Annotated in this window: 15 protein-coding genes; 8 read left to right on the forward strand and 7 right to left on the reverse strand. The window is 68.4% G+C overall.

Features of this window, described 5'->3' with window-relative positions; all coding sequences use genetic code 11:
• Nucleotides 1-61 precede the first annotated feature (61 nt).
• Nucleotides 62-1,450: a cystathionine beta-synthase gene (locus NA4_RS10710; RefSeq protein WP_067467917.1), complete on the reverse strand. Its 1,389-nt coding sequence runs from the start codon at nucleotides 1,448-1,450 to the stop codon at nucleotides 62-64.
• Nucleotides 1,451-1,553: 103 nt separating this feature from the next.
• Between NA4_RS10710 and NA4_RS10715 the strand changes: the two genes are divergently transcribed.
• The 3 genes from NA4_RS10715 (at nucleotide 1,554) to NA4_RS10725 (ending at nucleotide 4,459) form a co-directional block, all read left to right on the forward strand.
• A complete protein-coding gene (locus NA4_RS10715; RefSeq protein WP_067467919.1) occupies nucleotides 1,554-2,015 on the forward strand; it encodes a hypothetical protein in 462 nt (153 codons plus the stop codon).
• A 328-nt stretch (nucleotides 2,016-2,343) separates the two neighbouring features.
• The gene (locus tag NA4_RS10720) at nucleotides 2,344-3,195 is read left to right on the forward strand and encodes an SGNH/GDSL hydrolase family protein (protein WP_084496972.1); all 852 of its coding nucleotides are present in this window, start codon (nucleotides 2,344-2,346) and stop codon (nucleotides 3,193-3,195) included.
• A gap of 43 nt (nucleotides 3,196-3,238) precedes the next feature.
• On the forward strand, nucleotides 3,239-4,459 hold the full coding sequence (locus NA4_RS10725) for an acetyl-CoA C-acetyltransferase (RefSeq protein ID WP_067467923.1): 1,221 nt from the start codon (nucleotides 3,239-3,241) through the stop codon (nucleotides 4,457-4,459).
• Nucleotides 4,460-4,513: 54 nt separating this feature from the next.
• Here the strand turns inward: NA4_RS10725 and NA4_RS10730 are convergent, their stop codons facing one another.
• Nucleotides 4,514-5,371 (reverse strand): Bax inhibitor-1/YccA family protein, encoded by an 858-nt coding sequence (locus tag NA4_RS10730; RefSeq protein WP_067467925.1) that lies wholly within the window; start codon nucleotides 5,369-5,371, stop codon nucleotides 4,514-4,516.
• 129 nt (nucleotides 5,372-5,500) lie between these two features.
• Nucleotides 5,501-6,652, reverse strand: coding sequence for a class I SAM-dependent methyltransferase (locus NA4_RS10735; protein WP_067467927.1), 1,152 nt, complete (start codon nucleotides 6,650-6,652; stop codon nucleotides 5,501-5,503).
• Nucleotides 6,653-7,329: 677 nt separating this feature from the next.
• Between NA4_RS10735 and NA4_RS10745 the strand changes: the two genes are divergently transcribed.
• The 4 genes from NA4_RS10745 (at nucleotide 7,330) to NA4_RS10760 (ending at nucleotide 10,213) form a co-directional block, all read left to right on the forward strand.
• Nucleotides 7,330-7,920, forward strand: a complete 591-nt coding sequence (locus NA4_RS10745; protein WP_067467943.1) for an AMIN-like domain-containing (lipo)protein — start codon at nucleotides 7,330-7,332, stop codon at nucleotides 7,918-7,920.
• Between the two features lie 66 nt (nucleotides 7,921-7,986).
• Nucleotides 7,987-8,814, forward strand: coding sequence for a hypothetical protein (locus NA4_RS10750; protein ID WP_067467949.1), 828 nt, complete (start codon nucleotides 7,987-7,989; stop codon nucleotides 8,812-8,814).
• An 86-nt stretch (nucleotides 8,815-8,900) separates the two neighbouring features.
• Entirely contained in the window at nucleotides 8,901-9,521 is a 621-nt protein-coding gene (locus NA4_RS10755; protein WP_067467951.1) for a DUF305 domain-containing protein, read from the forward strand.
• Between the two features lie 140 nt (nucleotides 9,522-9,661).
• Nucleotides 9,662-10,213, forward strand: coding sequence for an Rv2240c family protein (locus NA4_RS10760; protein WP_067467954.1), 552 nt, complete (start codon nucleotides 9,662-9,664; stop codon nucleotides 10,211-10,213).
• 10 nt (nucleotides 10,214-10,223) lie between these two features.
• On the opposite strand, the gene NA4_RS10765 is transcribed toward NA4_RS10760, so the two are convergent.
• Entirely contained in the window at nucleotides 10,224-11,813 is a 1,590-nt protein-coding gene (locus NA4_RS10765) for an FAD-dependent monooxygenase (RefSeq protein WP_067468040.1), read from the reverse strand.
• An 80-nt stretch (nucleotides 11,814-11,893) separates the two neighbouring features.
• Here NA4_RS10765 and NA4_RS10770 point away from each other — a divergent pair, with 80 nt between their 5' ends.
• Nucleotides 11,894-12,604: a TetR/AcrR family transcriptional regulator gene (locus tag NA4_RS10770; protein WP_067468043.1), complete on the forward strand. Its 711-nt coding sequence runs from the start codon at nucleotides 11,894-11,896 to the stop codon at nucleotides 12,602-12,604.
• Here NA4_RS10770 and NA4_RS10775 read toward each other — a convergent pair.
• The 3 genes from NA4_RS10775 to NA4_RS10785 all read right to left on the reverse strand — a co-directional run bounded on the left by NA4_RS10775 (nucleotide 12,601) and on the right by NA4_RS10785 (nucleotide 15,368).
• A complete protein-coding gene (locus NA4_RS10775; protein WP_084496963.1) occupies nucleotides 12,601-12,885 on the reverse strand; it encodes a hypothetical protein in 285 nt (94 codons plus the stop codon). The genes NA4_RS10770 and NA4_RS10775 overlap by 4 nt on opposite strands.
• 82 nt (nucleotides 12,886-12,967) lie before the next feature.
• Nucleotides 12,968-14,368 (reverse strand): three-helix bundle dimerization domain-containing protein, encoded by a 1,401-nt coding sequence (locus tag NA4_RS10780; protein WP_245671259.1) that lies wholly within the window; start codon nucleotides 14,366-14,368, stop codon nucleotides 12,968-12,970.
• Between the two features lie 418 nt (nucleotides 14,369-14,786).
• Nucleotides 14,787-15,368, reverse strand: coding sequence for a TerD family protein (locus tag NA4_RS10785; protein ID WP_067467957.1), 582 nt, complete (start codon nucleotides 15,366-15,368; stop codon nucleotides 14,787-14,789).
• Nucleotides 15,369-15,642 lie beyond the last annotated feature (274 nt).

Genomic DNA, 15,642 nt, shown 5'->3' on the forward strand with positions numbered 1-15,642 from the left:
CGCTCGGGATGCCCGGCCGCGATATTGGCGAAGCGCGGCCGGTGCACCCCGGGTTTCTCGGTTACTTTCCGATGTGGCCGGTGCTGAGGAAGCCGAGCAGGTCGTGGCGGGTGATGACGCCGACGGGCTTGCCGTCCTCGACCACCATGAGGGCATCGGTGTCCGAGAGCGCCTTGGTCGCGGCGGAGATGGGCTCGCCCGAGCCGATCAGCGGGAACGAGGGGCTCATGTGCTTGGCCACCGAATCGGTCAGGTGCGCCCGGCCTTCGAAGACCGCCGACAGCAGATCGCGCTCGGACACGCTGCCCGCCACCTCGCCCGCCATCACGGGTGGCTCGGCGCCGACCACCGGCATCTGGGACACGCCGTACTCGCGCAGGATCTCGATGGCGTCGCGCAGCGTCTCGGACGGATGGGTGTGCACCAGGTCGGGCAGCTCGCCGGACTTGCCGCGCAGCACGTCGCCGACCAAGGGCTCTTCGGTGCCGTCCAGCCGTTCGCGGAGGAAGCCGTAGGAGCTCATCCACTCGTCGTTGAAGATCTTCGACAGGTAGCCGCGCCCGCCGTCGGGCAGCAGCACCACCACCAGCGCGTCCGGATCACGCCGCGCCACCTCGATGGCGGCGACCACCGCCATGCCGCAGGAACCGCCGACCAGCAGGCCCTCCTCGCGGGCCAGCCTGCGCGTCATCTCGAAGGAGTCCGCGTCGGAAACCGCGATGATCTCGTCCGGCACCGCGGGGTCGTAGGCGGACGGCCAGAAGTCCTCGCCGACGCCCTCGACCAGGTACGGCCGCCCGCTGCCGCCGGAGTACACCGAGCCCTCCGGATCGGCGCCGATGATCTGCACCTTCCCGCCGGAGACCTCCTTGAGATAGCGGCCGGTGCCGGTGATCGTGCCGCCGGTGCCGACGCCCGCCACGAAGTGGGTGACCTTGCCGTCGGTGTCGCGCCAGATCTCCGGACCGGTGGTCTCGTAGTGGCTGTCCGGGCCGCCCGGGTTGGAGTACTGGTCGGGCTTCCACGCACCGTCGATCTCGCGGACCAGCCGGTCGGAGACGCTGTAGTAGCTGTTCGGGTGGTCCGGCGGAACGGCGGTCGGGCAGACCACGACATCGGCGCCGTAGGCGCGCAGCACGTTGCGCTTGTCCTCGCTGACCTTGTCCGGGCAGACGAACACGCACTTGTAGCCGCGCTGCTGTGCGACCAGCGCGAGTCCGACACCGGTGTTCCCGGATGTCGGCTCGACGATGGTGCCGCCAGGGCGCAGCTGCCCGGACTTCTCGGCGGCGTCGATCATCTTCACCGCGATCCGGTCCTTGGCGCTGCCGCCCGGATTGAGGTATTCGATCTTGGCAGCCACCAGGCCCGCGTTCGGTCCAACGACCGAGTTCAACCGGACCAGCGGCGTGTTGCCGATGAGATCCACGACATGATCCGCGATGCGCATGGACCCCATCGTTGCAGACGCACTAGCTGTGAGTTCGCGCACGCCGGACGCAACCTCCTCCGGCTACCGGCAAACCTGCCCTCGCGCCCTTAGGATCGCTGCCATGAGGCAGCCGAACATCGCCCGCGCCGCAGCGATTCTGGCCGGATCGGCGATGGCTCTAGTGATCGGATCCGGCGCGCACGCGAACGCCGCGACCGTCGAATTCCCCGACGTGCCCACGCTGGCGCACGGTGGTCTGTGCTGGACCACCATCCGCACCTGGGCCGACACCAGTCCCGATTGGCCGGGCCGCGCCGTTCTCAACGTCCGCGCGCTGCCCGTGTCGGGCATCGGGCCTGGTCGCCACCCATTCGCACCGCTGTGTGAGGTGCGCACGACCGTCGCCTGGCGCAACGTCACCACGGGCGCGACCGGCAGCTACGACAACACGGTGGTCACCGGTATCTACGGCAGCATCCAGTACGCGCTGTTCCAGGACACCGGGCCGGGCTTGGTCGAGGTCACCATCTCCACCGATGCGGCAGGCGTCCCCGCGCGCGGCTCCTTCGTTGTGCCTGGCTGAGCCGTAGTGCCTGGCTGAGCCGTGACGCCGGGCTGAGCCGTATAGCGCGAGTCGGGACCGAGCGGGGGTTTCGCAGCTCAAACGCAATATCCAGGCCCAACGCCTGGTTTCGAGCGAAGCGAGACCGAGCATTCACCGTTCGCGGCCCGGCTCACGTCCGAGCGGCCGACGCGTCCGCGACGCAGTCGCCAGCGGCGGTCGCTCGGACGCGAGCCACAGGTGGGCCGCGAACACGCAGCGCCGCAGGCGCTGCCGAACAACACCATCGGCGGGATTTCGTAAAATTCCTGGCGTGAGCGCACCTCGATTCCGCTGGCGGATGGCGACGATGACCGGTGCCGCGGCCGTGCTTGCCGGTTCGGGCGCGGGCACCGCGTGGTGGGCGACCTATCGCCTGCTCATGGCGCAAGCGGGCGCCGCGCGCGGCGTGATCGGCCGGGACACCTCGAAACCGCCGGAGGCCGACGGCATCTACACCCCGGGCTGCGCAGAGCCCGAGCCGTGGCGTACCGGCAAACACGCCGACCTGCACCTGATGATCTTCGGCGACTCCACCGCGGCGGGCGTCGGCTGCCTGGTGGCCGACGACGTGCCGGGTGTTCGGCTGGCCCGCGGTCTCGCCGACGCGACCGGGCAGCGGATCCGGCTGAGCACCAAGGCGATCTCCGGCGCCACTTCCAAGGGACTGTCCGGTCAGGTGGACGCGATGTTCGTCGCGGGTCCGCCGCCGGACGCCGCGGTCATCCTCATCGGCGCCAACGACGTCACGAAGAAGCACTCGATCCGCGCCTCCGCGCGCAGGCTCGCCGCGGCGGTTGCCCGGCTGCGCCGCGCCGACGCGGTGGTGGTGGTCGGCACCTGCCCGAACCTGGGCACGGTGACCGCGATCCCACAGCCGCTGCGGACCGTGGTGCACAACTGGAGCGTCCGCTTGGCCAGAGCACAGCACGTGGCGACGACCGTCGCGGGCGGGCATTCGGTGCGGATGGGGTATCTGCTCGCCCCGGAATTCCGCGCCGCGCCGGAACTGCTGTTCTCCGCCGACGGATTCCATCCGTCGGCCGCGGGATACGAACTCGCCGCTGCGCAACTGCTTCCGGCGCTGATCGACGCACTGGACCGAACATCCGCTTCCCGTTCTCCGCGGCGGGACGTAAATTCGATACGAACCCGCGAGTAAGTACAAAAAGGGTTCGCCACAACCGTCCGACAAAGGAGTCCTCATGCCTGAGGCCGTCATCGTTTCGACCGCACGCTCCCCGATCGGCCGGGCCCGCAAGGGTTCGCTGGTCGACCTGCGGCCCGACGATCTGACCACGCAGATTGTGCGGGCAGCGCTCGACAAGGTGCCTGCCCTGGACCCGGCCCAGATCGACGACCTGATCCTCGGGTGCGGTTCGCCCGGAGGTGAGCAGGGCTTCAACATCGCCCGCATCGTCGCCGTGCAGCTCGGCTACGACTTCGTGCCCGGCACCACCGTGCACCGCTACTGCGCGTCGTCGCTGCAGTCCACCCGGATGGCGTTCCACGCGATCAAAGCGGGCGAGGGCGACGTATTCATCTCCGCGGGCGTGGAGACCGTCTCCCGCTACGTGAACGGTTCCGCCGACAGCTGGCCGAACACGCAGAACCCCCTGTTCACCGCGGCACAGGAGCGCACCGCCAAGACCGCCGAGGGCGGCGCTGGCATCTGGCACGACCCGCGTGAGGGCGGCTTGCTTCCCGACGCCTACATCGCGATGGGCCAGACCGCCGAGAATGTCGCCTCGTTCACCGGCATCACCCGCGAGGAGCAGGACCGCTGGGGCGTGCGCTCGCAGAACCGGGCGGAAGAGGCGATCAAGAACGGCTTCTTCGAGCGCGAGATCACGCCGGTGACGCTGCCGGACGGCACAGTGGTCAGCACGGACGACGGCCCGCGCGCCGGCGTCACCTACGAGGCGGTCGCCGGGCTGAAGCCGGTGTTCCGTCCGGACGGCACCGTCACCGCGGGCAACTGCTGCCCGTTGAACGACGGCGCGGCGGCGCTGGTCATCATGAGCGACACCAAGGCCAAGGAGCTGGGGCTGACCCCGCTGGCGCGCATCGTGTCCACGGGCGTGTCCGGGCTGTCGCCGGAGATCATGGGGCTCGGCCCGATCGAGGCGTGCAAGCGCGCGCTCGCGCTGGCGGGCAAGACCATCGATGACATCGACCTGGTCGAGATCAACGAGGCGTTCGCGGTGCAGGTGCTCGGCTCCGCCCGGGAGCTGAAGATCGACGAGGACAAGCTGAACGTCTCCGGCGGCGCGATCGCGCTGGGCCACCCGTTCGGCATGACGGGCGCGCGGATCACCACCACGCTGCTCAACAACCTGCAGACCTACGACAAGCAGTTCGGTCTGGAGACCATGTGCGTCGGCGGCGGCCAGGGCATGGCAATGGTCATCGAACGCCTGAGCTGAGACACGAAAAGGGCGGTCGCCGGATGATCCTGCGACCGCCCTTTCGCTGTGCGGCTAGTCGTTCTGGAAGTAACTCAGCAGTCGCAGGATCTCGATGTAGAGCCAGACCAGGGTGACGGTGAGACCGAGTGCCACGCCCCAGGCCGCCCGCTCCGGCGCCTGCGCGCGGATCAGCTGATCGGCGGCGTCGAAGTCGAGCAGGAAGCTGAACGCGGCGATGGCGATGACCACCAGGCTGAAGACGATCGCCAGCGGGCCGCCGTCACGCAGACCCAGTCCACCGGAGATGAAGAAGCCGGCGATCAGGTTGCCGAGCATGAGCACCAGGATGCCGATCATGGCGCCGACGATGATCCTGGTGAACCGCGGGGTCACCCGAATGGCGCCGGTCTTGTAGACCACGAGCATGCCCGCGAAGACACCGAACGTGCCGAGCACCGCCTGCCCGATCAGCGCGCTACCGCCGACTCCGCCGAACTCGATATTGGTGAACATGAACGACAGCGCACCGAGGAAAAGACCCTCGGCGACCGCGTAGGACAGCACGAGTACCGGGTTGTCCATCTTGTTCGCGAACGTCGCGATCAGCACCAGCACCAAGCCGACCAGGCCGCCGACGATCACGAACAGCGGCGCGAGCGACGTGTTCGCGTTGGTGAGGCCGTAGGAGACGATCGCGGACAGCGCGAGCACCGCGAGGGTGATGCCCGTCTTGGTCACCACGTCGTCGATCGTCATCGCCCTGGTGGTGGGCGGGGCCTGCGGCGGGTAGGGCTGTGGGTGCTGACCGTACGGCTGGCCGTACTGGTTGCCGAACTGTCCCGCGGTGGTCACACCGGAACCGAAGTTCGCGTATCCACCGCCCTCCTGCCTGGGCAGGTTCCTGAAAACCGGATTGCTCGTGGTACGCACGGCTTCCCTTTCTGGAGTCGTTGCCGCTGTTCATCGAGGTGGATGCCTCGATATCCAACTGCCTTGTCCAACGTTTGCGATCGGCGGCGAGTTCCCGGGGGAAGCTCGCCGAGCCAGACAATTCGGACTCTACCGTTGTCTCGGGTCGTGCAGCCCACGCACAGACCGAGTCACCGTGAATTTCCGGTTGCGACCGACCACCTCGGTCCGGCCGACCATGCGTTCGACCACGGCCCGATAGTTGAGGTGCGAGTTGTACACGGTCCACAGCTCGCCGCCGGGGCGCAGTACCCGTCCGGTCTCGGCGAACATCTTGATCGCCGATCCGGTGTGCACGGCCGCGCCGACGTGGAACGGCGGATTGCACAGCACCAGATCGGCGCTGTTGTCCGCGGTCGAGGACATCGCGTCGTCGCGCGCGACGCACACGCGGTCGGCGACGCCGTTCACCTCGGCGGTGGCTCGTGCCGAGGCGACCGCGGCGGCCGATTGATCGGTGGCGACCACCTTGATTCCCGGCCGCGCGACGGCCAGCGCGACGGCCAGGATGCCGGTGCCGCAGCCGAGGTCGATCGCGTCGCGGGCGTCCGGCTTCATCAATTTCAGATGTTCGAGCAGGAACCTGGTTCCGATGTCGAGGCGGGCGCCGGAGAAGGCGGCGCCGTGCGCGACCACCTCGAGCCCCAATTCGTCGAGCCGCTCGCGCACCGGGAAGGGCGGGTCGCCCACCGGCTTTGCCCCGGCGACCAGCAGGGTGCGTGACTTCTGCCTGCCGCGGCTGGCACGCACTTCGCGGAACGACTGAGCCAGAACATCGTTCATCGACTTGGTCAGATACTTGTCCCGGCCGCCCGCGAATACCTCGACATCCGAATCGGCGTAACGGGCAATGGCATCGGCTATTTCGGCCAATCCGGCCAGCACTCGGGGCAGGCGCAGCAACACGACTCGAGCATCACTCAGCAATCCGGCGCCGAGTGAATGCGCGGTGTAGCGATCCGACAGACCGAGCGCGCGGGCGTTGTTGGCCAGCGCTAGTTCGCCGGTGAGCAGATCCTGGTGCACCCGGACATCGCGCAGATCGTGCCCGGCGATGGCGCCGAGAGTCAGCGCGCCGTAACTGTCGCCGATAACGGCTACCTTTCCGCTATCGGCGGTCGCCAAGGCGTCCGCGGCGGCGTCGAGGATCAGCCGATCGGCGGCATCCACGGCATAGAGGTTCAGTGCCTCCACGTCCGGATACCGCCGCAATCGGCCCAGTACGTCCTCGACTTGTCCCACGCCTCAAGTGTGCTAGATCGTTGCCGCATGGTCGCGCCCACCCCGTCCAATCGACCGTCCCGCGTTTTGCGCTGCCGCGAGCAGGCGGAGCGATCCACTGCCGCACAGGGATTCGGCGCCGACGGAGAAACGCATCCGACCGCGGCGTGCCGACCGACTCCGAAGTGAACGGTCCGTGGCCGGACAGATCGCGGGCCGCGCATCGCAACGGAGCGCACCGCGTCGACGCCACGGTCGTCGACGCGACTCGAACCCGCACGACATCCATCGTCGAGCGAACCGCGCGATCGGCTGCGTCATCGATCCGGCCTGCCGGCTCGCGTCGGTCGTATCTCGGCGTCCCCCTGCCGCACCCGAGCCGCCGCCTCGCGCCGATCCAGCCCGGATCGGCGAAAGCTAGTGCTGGCCAATCGAACTACAACCATCGGCACGCCGGTGTGATCGAGCCGTTACCCGGCTTGACGGCGGCGGGTGACGCACGCCACGCGAACAAATCTCGTGCACCGCGCGTGGCCGAGAAATAGCAATTGACCGGCAATTTCCCAATCGCCGCTGCTGTCCTGCCATGCCGACACGCACGCGCGGATACGTTCCTTTCACATCCGCTGGGCGGCGAATCATCCGCAACCAGCCCCGATTACGCCATCCGACGCGCTCCGCTGAGTAGCATCGGCCTCATGCGCAACTGGATGGTGCTGACGGTCGCGGTCGCGACAGTACTGCTCTCGGGCTGCGGCAATGGCGAGTCGGCCCCGCAGCTACCGGCCGCCTCCCCGATCACCGGCACGGCCGTGACCCGTACGCCGGCCGGGCCTGCGCCCGCCGCGCCGCAAGACGCCTCACCCAAGCAGGGCACCGCGTCCGCTGACGCGGCGCTCACGGTCACCGACATCCGGCTCGGCCGCCAACCCGGCTTCGACCGCGTGGTCTACGACCTCGGCGGAGTCGGCACGCCCGGCTGGCTGGTCCGATACACCGACCGCGCCGTGCAGGACGGCAGCGGCAATCCCGTCGACGTGGCGGGCCGGTCGATTCTCGAGGTGCGCATCCTGGGCTCGGCCTACCCCTTCGACAGCGGGGTGACGCCGTACTCGGGCCCAGACCCCGCCGTCGACCCGGCGGTGCCCGGCATCGCGGGTGTGTACCGGACGACGGTGTTCGAAGGCGCCACCCAGTCGTTCATCGGCGTGCAGGCCGACCGGCCCGCCTTCACCGTCACGACGCTGTCCAATCCGACCCGGCTGGTCGTGGACATCGCCAGCCCGTAGACCCATACCGGTACACCCAAGGGGTATCTGCGGGCGGCTGGTCCGCGACCACTAGACTCGGCTCTCGTGGTCCTACGCCGCATCCTCCGCGCCGCCGGGTTCGCCCGGCTGCTCGGTGTGCTGGCATTGCTCGCCGGGATCGTCGCCATGCATTCCGCCGTCTTCGCGGGCGTCGGCCATGCCGCCGGGGTGCACCACATCGCCAGCCCTACGCCCGGCCCTGATGCGGCCGCGCGGGCAACGGTCGCGGGGACACAGCCAAACCACGACGGCACTCCGGCGGGCCACGACAAGCCTCGTGGGCACACCCGGATCACCCCGCGCGACGGCGTGATCGACACCGGACACGTCTGGACTCCGCCTCCCCACAACGGCACCCTGCCCGGCTTGGAGAATGCTGGATTGCCCGGCCGAACCGAAGCGGGCGTCGAGCCGAATCGCGTCTGGGCGCGATCGAGCCACGACGGCACTGCGCCAGGCCACGACCAGCACCGAACGGGCGACGCCGGCAAAGACGGGTTCTTCCGATCCGCGGGCGGAACCAGCGTTGTCATGAGGGTTGCCGACGGTTTCGGACGAACCATCGTGGTTGGCGAGAGCTCAGATCCGTGGACTACTGCCGTGCGAGCCGTCACGGCGACGTTCGCGGCGACCGGAATGCCGGGCCCGGATTGCGCCGGGGATGGTTGCGACCGCGCGCACAGCGGGATGCACGGCTGCGTGTTCATCCTCGTCGTTCTCACGTCGCTGGTCGCTTTGGTGCTGCTCTACCGCATGGCGGCCGATCGCCCTGGCCGCGGTGTGGCGCGGCCTCGGCATTGGCGCCCGCGGCGGGAGCGACCGCCGCCGTGGACCGTGCTCACCTTGGCTGAACTGGCGATTCTGCGGATCTGACAGGTCCGTCGCGTCCGTGTGTCCGAACCACGGTCGCGGCGTTGTCCACTCGCCATCAGACTTCCCATTCCGCAAGGAGCACACTCATGTTCATCACCCGACCTCGCATCACCATCGTCCTCGCAGTGGTCACCGTGCTGAGCCTCGCCGGATGCGGCGACGCCGACACCGGGCACACCACCGAGCACGGCACCTCGACGAGCGCGCCAGCGACCGCACCGGCGCGCGCCGAGCACAACGACGCCGACGTGACGTTTCTGCGGATGATGTATCCGCATCACGCGCAGGCCGTGGAAATGGCCGAATTGGTGCCCGGTCACACCGACAATCAGCAAGTGCGCGCGCTGGCCGCATCGATCGAGCAGGCGCAGGCCCCGGAGATGCAGCAGATCACCACTCTGCTGCAGAGCTTCGGCCAACCCGCTCCCAGCGTCGATCAGGGACACCAAGGCCACGACATGCCGGGCACACCGATGCCCGGGATGATGTCCGCCGAACAGATGGCGGCCTTGCAAGCGGCATCCGGCCCGGATTTCGACCGCCAGTGGCTCACCATGATGATCGAGCACCACACGGGCGCAATCGCCATGGCCGAAACCGAACTCGCCGGCGGCACGAACCCGGACGCGCAAGCGCTCGCCCGCACGATCATCACGGCCCAGCAGGCGGAAATCGACCAGATGCGCGCCATGCTCGGCCAGAGCTGAACCAGCGCACCGCGCCGATATCGGTTGACCATCGATATCGGCGCGGCCGCGCGACGCTCGTGCGCGGCAAGTACCGTCGGACTGTCCGGCAGTTGCTTCCGTCCCGGCCGGGCGTGCCGAGGGGAAGGTTGGGACCGATCATGCGACGACTGGAACGCACGGGCCTGGTGGCCGCCGCGATGGCCACCGCGGCGGGCGGGTTGCTCATCGGCGCCTGCGCACAGCAGGTTTCGGGTACCGCGGAGGTGAACGAGACCGACCTGGCCGCCTACGCCTCGGAGGTCACCTCCTCGGCGGCCGCGGCCTCGTCGTCGCGGGCCACCGCCGCGGCCCGCGCCACCGACTCGGCCTGCGACGCCTTCCTTTCCGCGAACGGCAGTTCGGTGCGGGCGTTCAACGACTACATCGACGCCAGCAACACCAAGGGCCGCAACGACCCCGACACGAACGGCAAGGCCGACCACGCCGTCGCGACACTGCGCCACAACGCGCGCTCGGTGGACCAGCAGGTCACCTGGGAGGTGCCGCCCGCGGTCGCCGACCCGCTACGCGCATACCGCGACGACACCGTCGCTCTGGCCGACACCCTGGCCCGTCGCGCGGACACCGACACACTGAATGCCACGATCGACCGGTTCAACGTCACCAAGAACACGGCGCTGACCGCATGCCAGGGCCATGGCACCCGGTAGGCGGGTAGCGCTAGTCGCAGTGCAGTAGCCTGCGCAACGCGCTGTACAGCGCGTCAGCCGGATCGCCGCCCTGCGCGTCGGCGCGCCACGCGACGATGTGGTCCGGCCGCACGAGCAGTGCGCCGTCGGACGTGATTCCGGTCCGCCGTTGCCAATCCGGCGCATCGATCACCTCGGCACCGACCGCGATGCCGAGCCGATCGCCCGCTCGACGGGCCGCGCCGAGCCACCGCGCGCTACCTGGACCGACCAGTACGCAGAACTGGGAGCGGACCAGATCGAGTGTCGACTTCCCTTCGCCGATCCACAGGTGCGGGAGCCGAGAGCCCGGAGTCGCGTCGAGGACCAAGCCGAGATCCTCGGTGTCCGGCAGTTCGGTTCGCGCATCGATCACCGCGGCCGAGTCGTACCGATACCCGACGGCCACGACCGGACCGTTGACCATGCCTACCGCAGCACGAGCAGCGCCCGCTCCCGGGCCGGTAGTCCAATGCAGGTGCGGATGCGCCACCCGCAACAGCGCTTGGTCGAGGGTGAACGCGGCGACCGCGCGCCGCTCGGTCTCGTAGGTGTCCAGCAGGGCGGGTCCGGCCTGCCCGCCGAGCACCGCGGCCAGCTTCCAGGCCAGATTGTGCGCGTCCGCGGCGCCGGTGTTCAGGCCGAACGCGCCTTGCGGCGGCACGGCGTGGGCCGCGTCACCGACCAGGAAGACCCGCCCGTCCCGGAACCGATCGGCCAGCAACCCTCGTGCGCGCCAGGACAATCGACTCAGAATCACCGGCTCGAGAGCCGGATCGCCGACCGCCGTGCGGATCAGCGCGCGGCTCCGCTCGTCGGTGAAGTCGTCGGCCGACTGCCCGGCCTCCGGGTGGTAGTCGGTGTGGAAGATCCACTCCTGCGCACCGTCCACGGTGACCAGCAGGCCGGGCGCGTCCGATCCGGTGATCTCGCCTGTGGCGAAGGTCCTGCCCCGGGTGTAGGGCAGCAGATCCGCGCGGAACAGGATGCTCATCTTCGGATTGCCGAGCGCGCCGGGTCCCGAGGTCCCGATGCCCAGCGCTGCGCGCACGCCGCTGCGCACGCCGTCGGCGGCGATCACATAGTCCGCCCGCACGGCGGTGCCGTCGTCGAGCCGGGCGGTCACCCCGCCCGCGTCCTGTTCCAGCCCGACCACCGCGGTCGAATAGCGAATCACCACACCGCGTTTCGCCGCGGCCGGGGCCAGCACTGCGTCCAGCCGGTCCTGCGCGCAGATGCCGCGGATCGTCGCGGGGGTGATCAGTCCGGAAGCCGGTCCTGACCTGGTGGGCGCCGCGGCGATGGAAGAGAAGTCGATCGAGGCCAGCGTCGCGCCCGATACTCGTGCTCGACTGCCCGCCGACATGTGGACGGCCGCCGCGTTCACCTCGTCGGCGAGTCCGACCTCACGCAGGAATTCCATCGTACGCAGGCCGATTCCGGTGGCTCGCGGATGGATCGACGGTCCCGGCGCACGCTCGACGACCTGGGCCGCCACACCGTGATGCGCGAGGAAGACGGCCGCGAAAAGCCCGACCGACCCAGCACCGACGATCAGCACGGGAATTTTCGACGCCGACATGACCACTCCTTATGGATACAGTGTTGCCATAACGGCTACATCGTAACCACAGTGCTAGGATGTGCGCAAAGGAGGACGTGATGACGAGTTCGCCCGAGCCGCCCACACTGGTGTGGAGCAAGCAGCCGCGCGCCCCGCGCCGTCAGGCGCCCAGCGTCGAGCGGATCGTGCGCACCGCCGTCGACCTCGCCGACAACGAGGGTCTGGACGCGGTGTCGATGCGGCGCATCGCGGCGGAACTCGCGTCCGGCACCGCATCGCTCTACCGCTACATCGCCAGCCGCGACGACCTGCTCGATCTGATGATCGATGCGGTCCTCGGCGAAACCGGCCCGCCCACGCTCACGGGGGACTGGCGCGCCGACCTGGGTGCGGTCGCCCGGCACCTGCGCGCCACCTTTATCCGGCACCCGTGGCTCAGCGCCGAACTCACCGGACGCCCTGCCCTCGGCGCGAACTCGCTACGTCTACAAGATCTCTCGCTCACCGCAGCCGGAGCCCTCACCACCGACATCACTCGCGCCGCCGCGGTCGTCGACACGGTGCAGGCGTATGTCTTCGGCGCGGTCGCCCAGCAGTTGGCCGACGAGCGAGCACAGCGGAGAACAGGTCTCACCGAGGACGAATGGCGAGAAGCGGTCGCGCCCTATATCCGCGAGGTCATCGCGAGCGGCCGGTATCCCGAGTTCGGCCGCCGCGTTCGCGACGCCGTAGACCAGGATGCGGACCATCGCTTCGCTTTCGGGCTCGCGTGCGTACTGGACGGCATCGCGGCGCACGCGGTCGATTAGGCCCGTGCGCGTTCACGCCGTCGTTCGAGCACAACCAGGGTCACGCCAACCAGCAGGAAGACTACGGCGATCAGGGCCGTCGTGGTCGCAATGCGGTCGAGACCCCACCCGGCGAGCAGCGCGGCGCCGATCGCGGCCAACGCCGCGACCAGCAACAGCCCGTATCCCGGCCAATTCCTGGTGTCGGCCAGCGCCGCCCCCGGTTGCGGTGCAGGGTCGCGTGCGATGTCCGGAGCGTCATCGAGCGGGGGGATCTCCCACGGCTCGTCTTCCGCTGTCATGCTGCTTCCTCGTGCCTACTGTCGATCCGATAACTGGCATGAGGATGCCCGGCTCGTCCGCGCCGAAACGCCGACCTGGAATTCAGTTGTAGGATTTGGTGACTCCGTCGAGCAAGTGCTCCAGGGTGTCGTAGGTGGGCGTGGCGACCACGTCGATCAGGTCCGCGGCCACCGGAATGTTGCGTTCGGCGGCGACCTTCGCGAACTGGGCGGCGTCGTTGGCGCGGAAGCCGTGCTCGGCGGCCAAGCGCTGCAGTTCGGGATCGGTGGACAGCAAGCGTCCGAGCCGGTCACCGGTCGCCCCGAACGGCACCAGCGTGTGCCTGGACAGCACCGTCGGGGAGGGATACAGCAGCGTCATGTCAGGTTTGACCTGTCCGCGCACGGTGGCCTCGACATACTGCGACTCGTAGATCCAGACCATCGGTGTGGGGCCCATCCCAGTGGCGAGATAGTTGTTGAACGGTCCCTCGGTGGTGTTCTCGGTGTAGCCCTGGCCGACGAAAAGCCGTGCCAGCGCGGGCAGGACGGCCTGCTCGGCGGCTTGGCCCTGCACAATCGTGTTGCCGTTGACGACATAGCTCGCCGCGGCCACGTACATCGCGGCGGAGTTCGAGCTGCGCGGGTCGGTGGTGGAGATCAGGATGTTCTTGCGCACCGGGTAGGCGGTGTTGCCGGGGAGCTCGTCCCAGCGCGTGCCGTTACGGACGAGTTCGAGGTAGCGGCGCAGGTCGAGGGTCGATACCGGCCCCTGGCGCACCGCACCAGCCCCGGCCAGCAGGTCCGCGATCGGCGTGAACGTCGCGATCGCCATCGGCGAGGAGAACGGCGTGTACTTGGCGGTCACATTGCGCTGCCGCTGAATTCGCTCCGCGGCCTGTTCGCTGGACGGGAACGCGAAATCGTATTTCGCGAGATCGATGGTCGTGGCGATCTGCCGCGATCCGGCAGGTTCGACTTCGACGCGGACACCGTTGCGCGCCAGCGCATCGATCACCTTCGGGTCCTGGAAAAATGCCATCTTCTCCGAACCGACGACGCCGCGCACCACGATAGGCGCAGGGGCTGGAGCAGGTGCGGCCGCAGGCGGCTCCGAAACGGGTTGGCGCACAGCGAAGACAACCGCCAGCACGACCACGATGACTGCCGCCGCGGCGGCGAGCGGAGCGAAACGCTTATTCGCCGACCACAATTGACGGAGGTCCGGCAGCGTGAACGTCGCCTTCGGCTCGGTCGGCTCCGCCGCCTTTTTCATCGTCGCGGCTTGTGCCTCCGCCTCGTCGACCTTCTCCAACTCGCGTCGCACCAGCCGCTCGATCAGGATCGGAATGAACTGCCGCACCGGGCGACCCTCGAACTTCCGCCGTGCCGCACCGATGGTGCTCTCGATATGCTCCGGAGAGTACGTCTCGGTGTAGTTTTCGACCAGCCGCTCCGTCATCTGACGGATCGCCTGCTCCTCACGGACGGTATCGATTACCACCACAATCTCCTCGGCGTCCCGGCGCTAGCGCGGCAGCGTCCCGGGCGGCACCGCGCCGGCCAACCGTAGCCGCATCCACGCGGCGCCGACATCCGGCCAGGCTTCCCGCTGGTGAATGATTTCCGCTGTGCCGGTGGACATCTCACGCATCCGTCACTTCGCTTCTGCCCAGCTCAGAGGCCACACAGCGCCGATGGGCGGTGGACGAGACACCGCCCGAACCGGACGTCCAGCCCCCCGAACGCGCCATGGAGAATTCAATACCGCATCGCCAATCCGCCACCACGCGTTGTACTTGTGTTTCCCACGCACCGGCTCGTCCGAGCCTGCGGGCCCACCCCTCTCGCGCACACGGCGCTGCCGCGTCAGGGAACTCGCGGATGCAACGCCACGGCGGTGATTGCGCGCACCGATGCCGCTACTGCATAGCGAAGCGGAGCAGCGCCTGCTTGTCACCTTGCTTGATCTTGCCCTTGCGGTTCAGCACCTCCAGCTTCCACACATCGCCGGAACGGAATGCCCTCGCCACCGCGTTGGCGTTGTCGTTGCCGAGCAGCGACGGCCAGATGTCGGCGACCTGCTGGCTGCTGCCACCGGTCGAGTCGTAGACCTTGAACGAGATGTTGTTCGCCTTCTCGAATGAACTGCCCTTCTTGAAGGCCGCGGCGACGAAGATGATCGCGTCGATCGCGCCGGGCACATCCGCGAACGTGACATGCACCGTCTCGTCGTCACCGGAAGCGGCACCGGTCTGCTCGTCGCCGGTGTGCACGACCGAGCCGTTGCCCAACGGGTCCAGCGAGTCCAGCCCGGCGAAACGCACGGGCTCGCTGCCCTGCATGAGAATCGCAATGAGATCCAGGTCCACGCCGCGCTTGCGACGCGCCCAGCCCAGCGCCCCGCCGCTGGTGCCGCTGGACGGATCCCAGCTCACCCCCACACTCAGCTTGGTGATACCGGCCAGATCCGCGGCGCCGTCTTCTTTTTTGAGCGTAATCATGGTCGCAAGGCTACCGGCGATTCCGCAGCTCCGAGCGGCATAGCGGTACCGCGGATCCCGCTCGGCAATCGCGCGAATACTGTGCTCTGGAAGAGGTTTCCGTACCGCTTCCACTATTGTGCGGAGAGATGTAACCCACTCGTTCTCCACTGGGCGGAGGAATGTAACCCATCCGGCCGACTCGAAGGCAGACGAGTGAGCACCTTCGGACACCCTAGCCGGATCGGAAAGTTGACGATATCGTCAGCGTGTTGGTGTCGAAAGGAGCTGCCCC

Origin of the sequence: Nocardia amamiensis NBRC 102102 (assembly GCF_001612745.1) — a bacterium.
Classification (GTDB): domain Bacteria; phylum Actinomycetota; class Actinomycetes; order Mycobacteriales; family Mycobacteriaceae; genus Nocardia; species Nocardia amamiensis.

Coding starts and splice junctions, on each gene's coding strand:
- NA4_RS10710 (WP_067467917.1), bottom strand. CDS start 1,450: ATGCGCATCGCGGATCATGTCGTGGATCTCATCGGCAACACGCCGCTG.
- NA4_RS10725 (WP_067467923.1), top strand. CDS start 3,239: ATGCCTGAGGCCGTCATCGTTTCGACCGCACGCTCCCCGATCGGCCGG.
- NA4_RS10745 (WP_067467943.1), top strand. CDS start 7,330: ATGCGCAACTGGATGGTGCTGACGGTCGCGGTCGCGACAGTACTGCTC.
- NA4_RS10715 (WP_067467919.1), top strand. CDS start 1,554: ATGAGGCAGCCGAACATCGCCCGCGCCGCAGCGATTCTGGCCGGATCG.
- NA4_RS10770 (WP_067468043.1), top strand. CDS start 11,894: ATGACGAGTTCGCCCGAGCCGCCCACACTGGTGTGGAGCAAGCAGCCG.
- NA4_RS10775 (WP_084496963.1), bottom strand. CDS start 12,885: ATGACAGCGGAAGACGAGCCGTGGGAGATCCCCCCGCTCGATGACGCT.
- NA4_RS10760 (WP_067467954.1), top strand. CDS start 9,662: ATGCGACGACTGGAACGCACGGGCCTGGTGGCCGCCGCGATGGCCACC.
- NA4_RS10765 (WP_067468040.1), bottom strand. CDS start 11,813: ATGTCGGCGTCGAAAATTCCCGTGCTGATCGTCGGTGCTGGGTCGGTC.
- NA4_RS10755 (WP_067467951.1), top strand. CDS start 8,901: ATGTTCATCACCCGACCTCGCATCACCATCGTCCTCGCAGTGGTCACC.
- NA4_RS10785 (WP_067467957.1), bottom strand. CDS start 15,368: ATGATTACGCTCAAAAAAGAAGACGGCGCCGCGGATCTGGCCGGTATC.
- NA4_RS10720 (WP_084496972.1), top strand. CDS start 2,344: ATGACCGGTGCCGCGGCCGTGCTTGCCGGTTCGGGCGCGGGCACCGCG.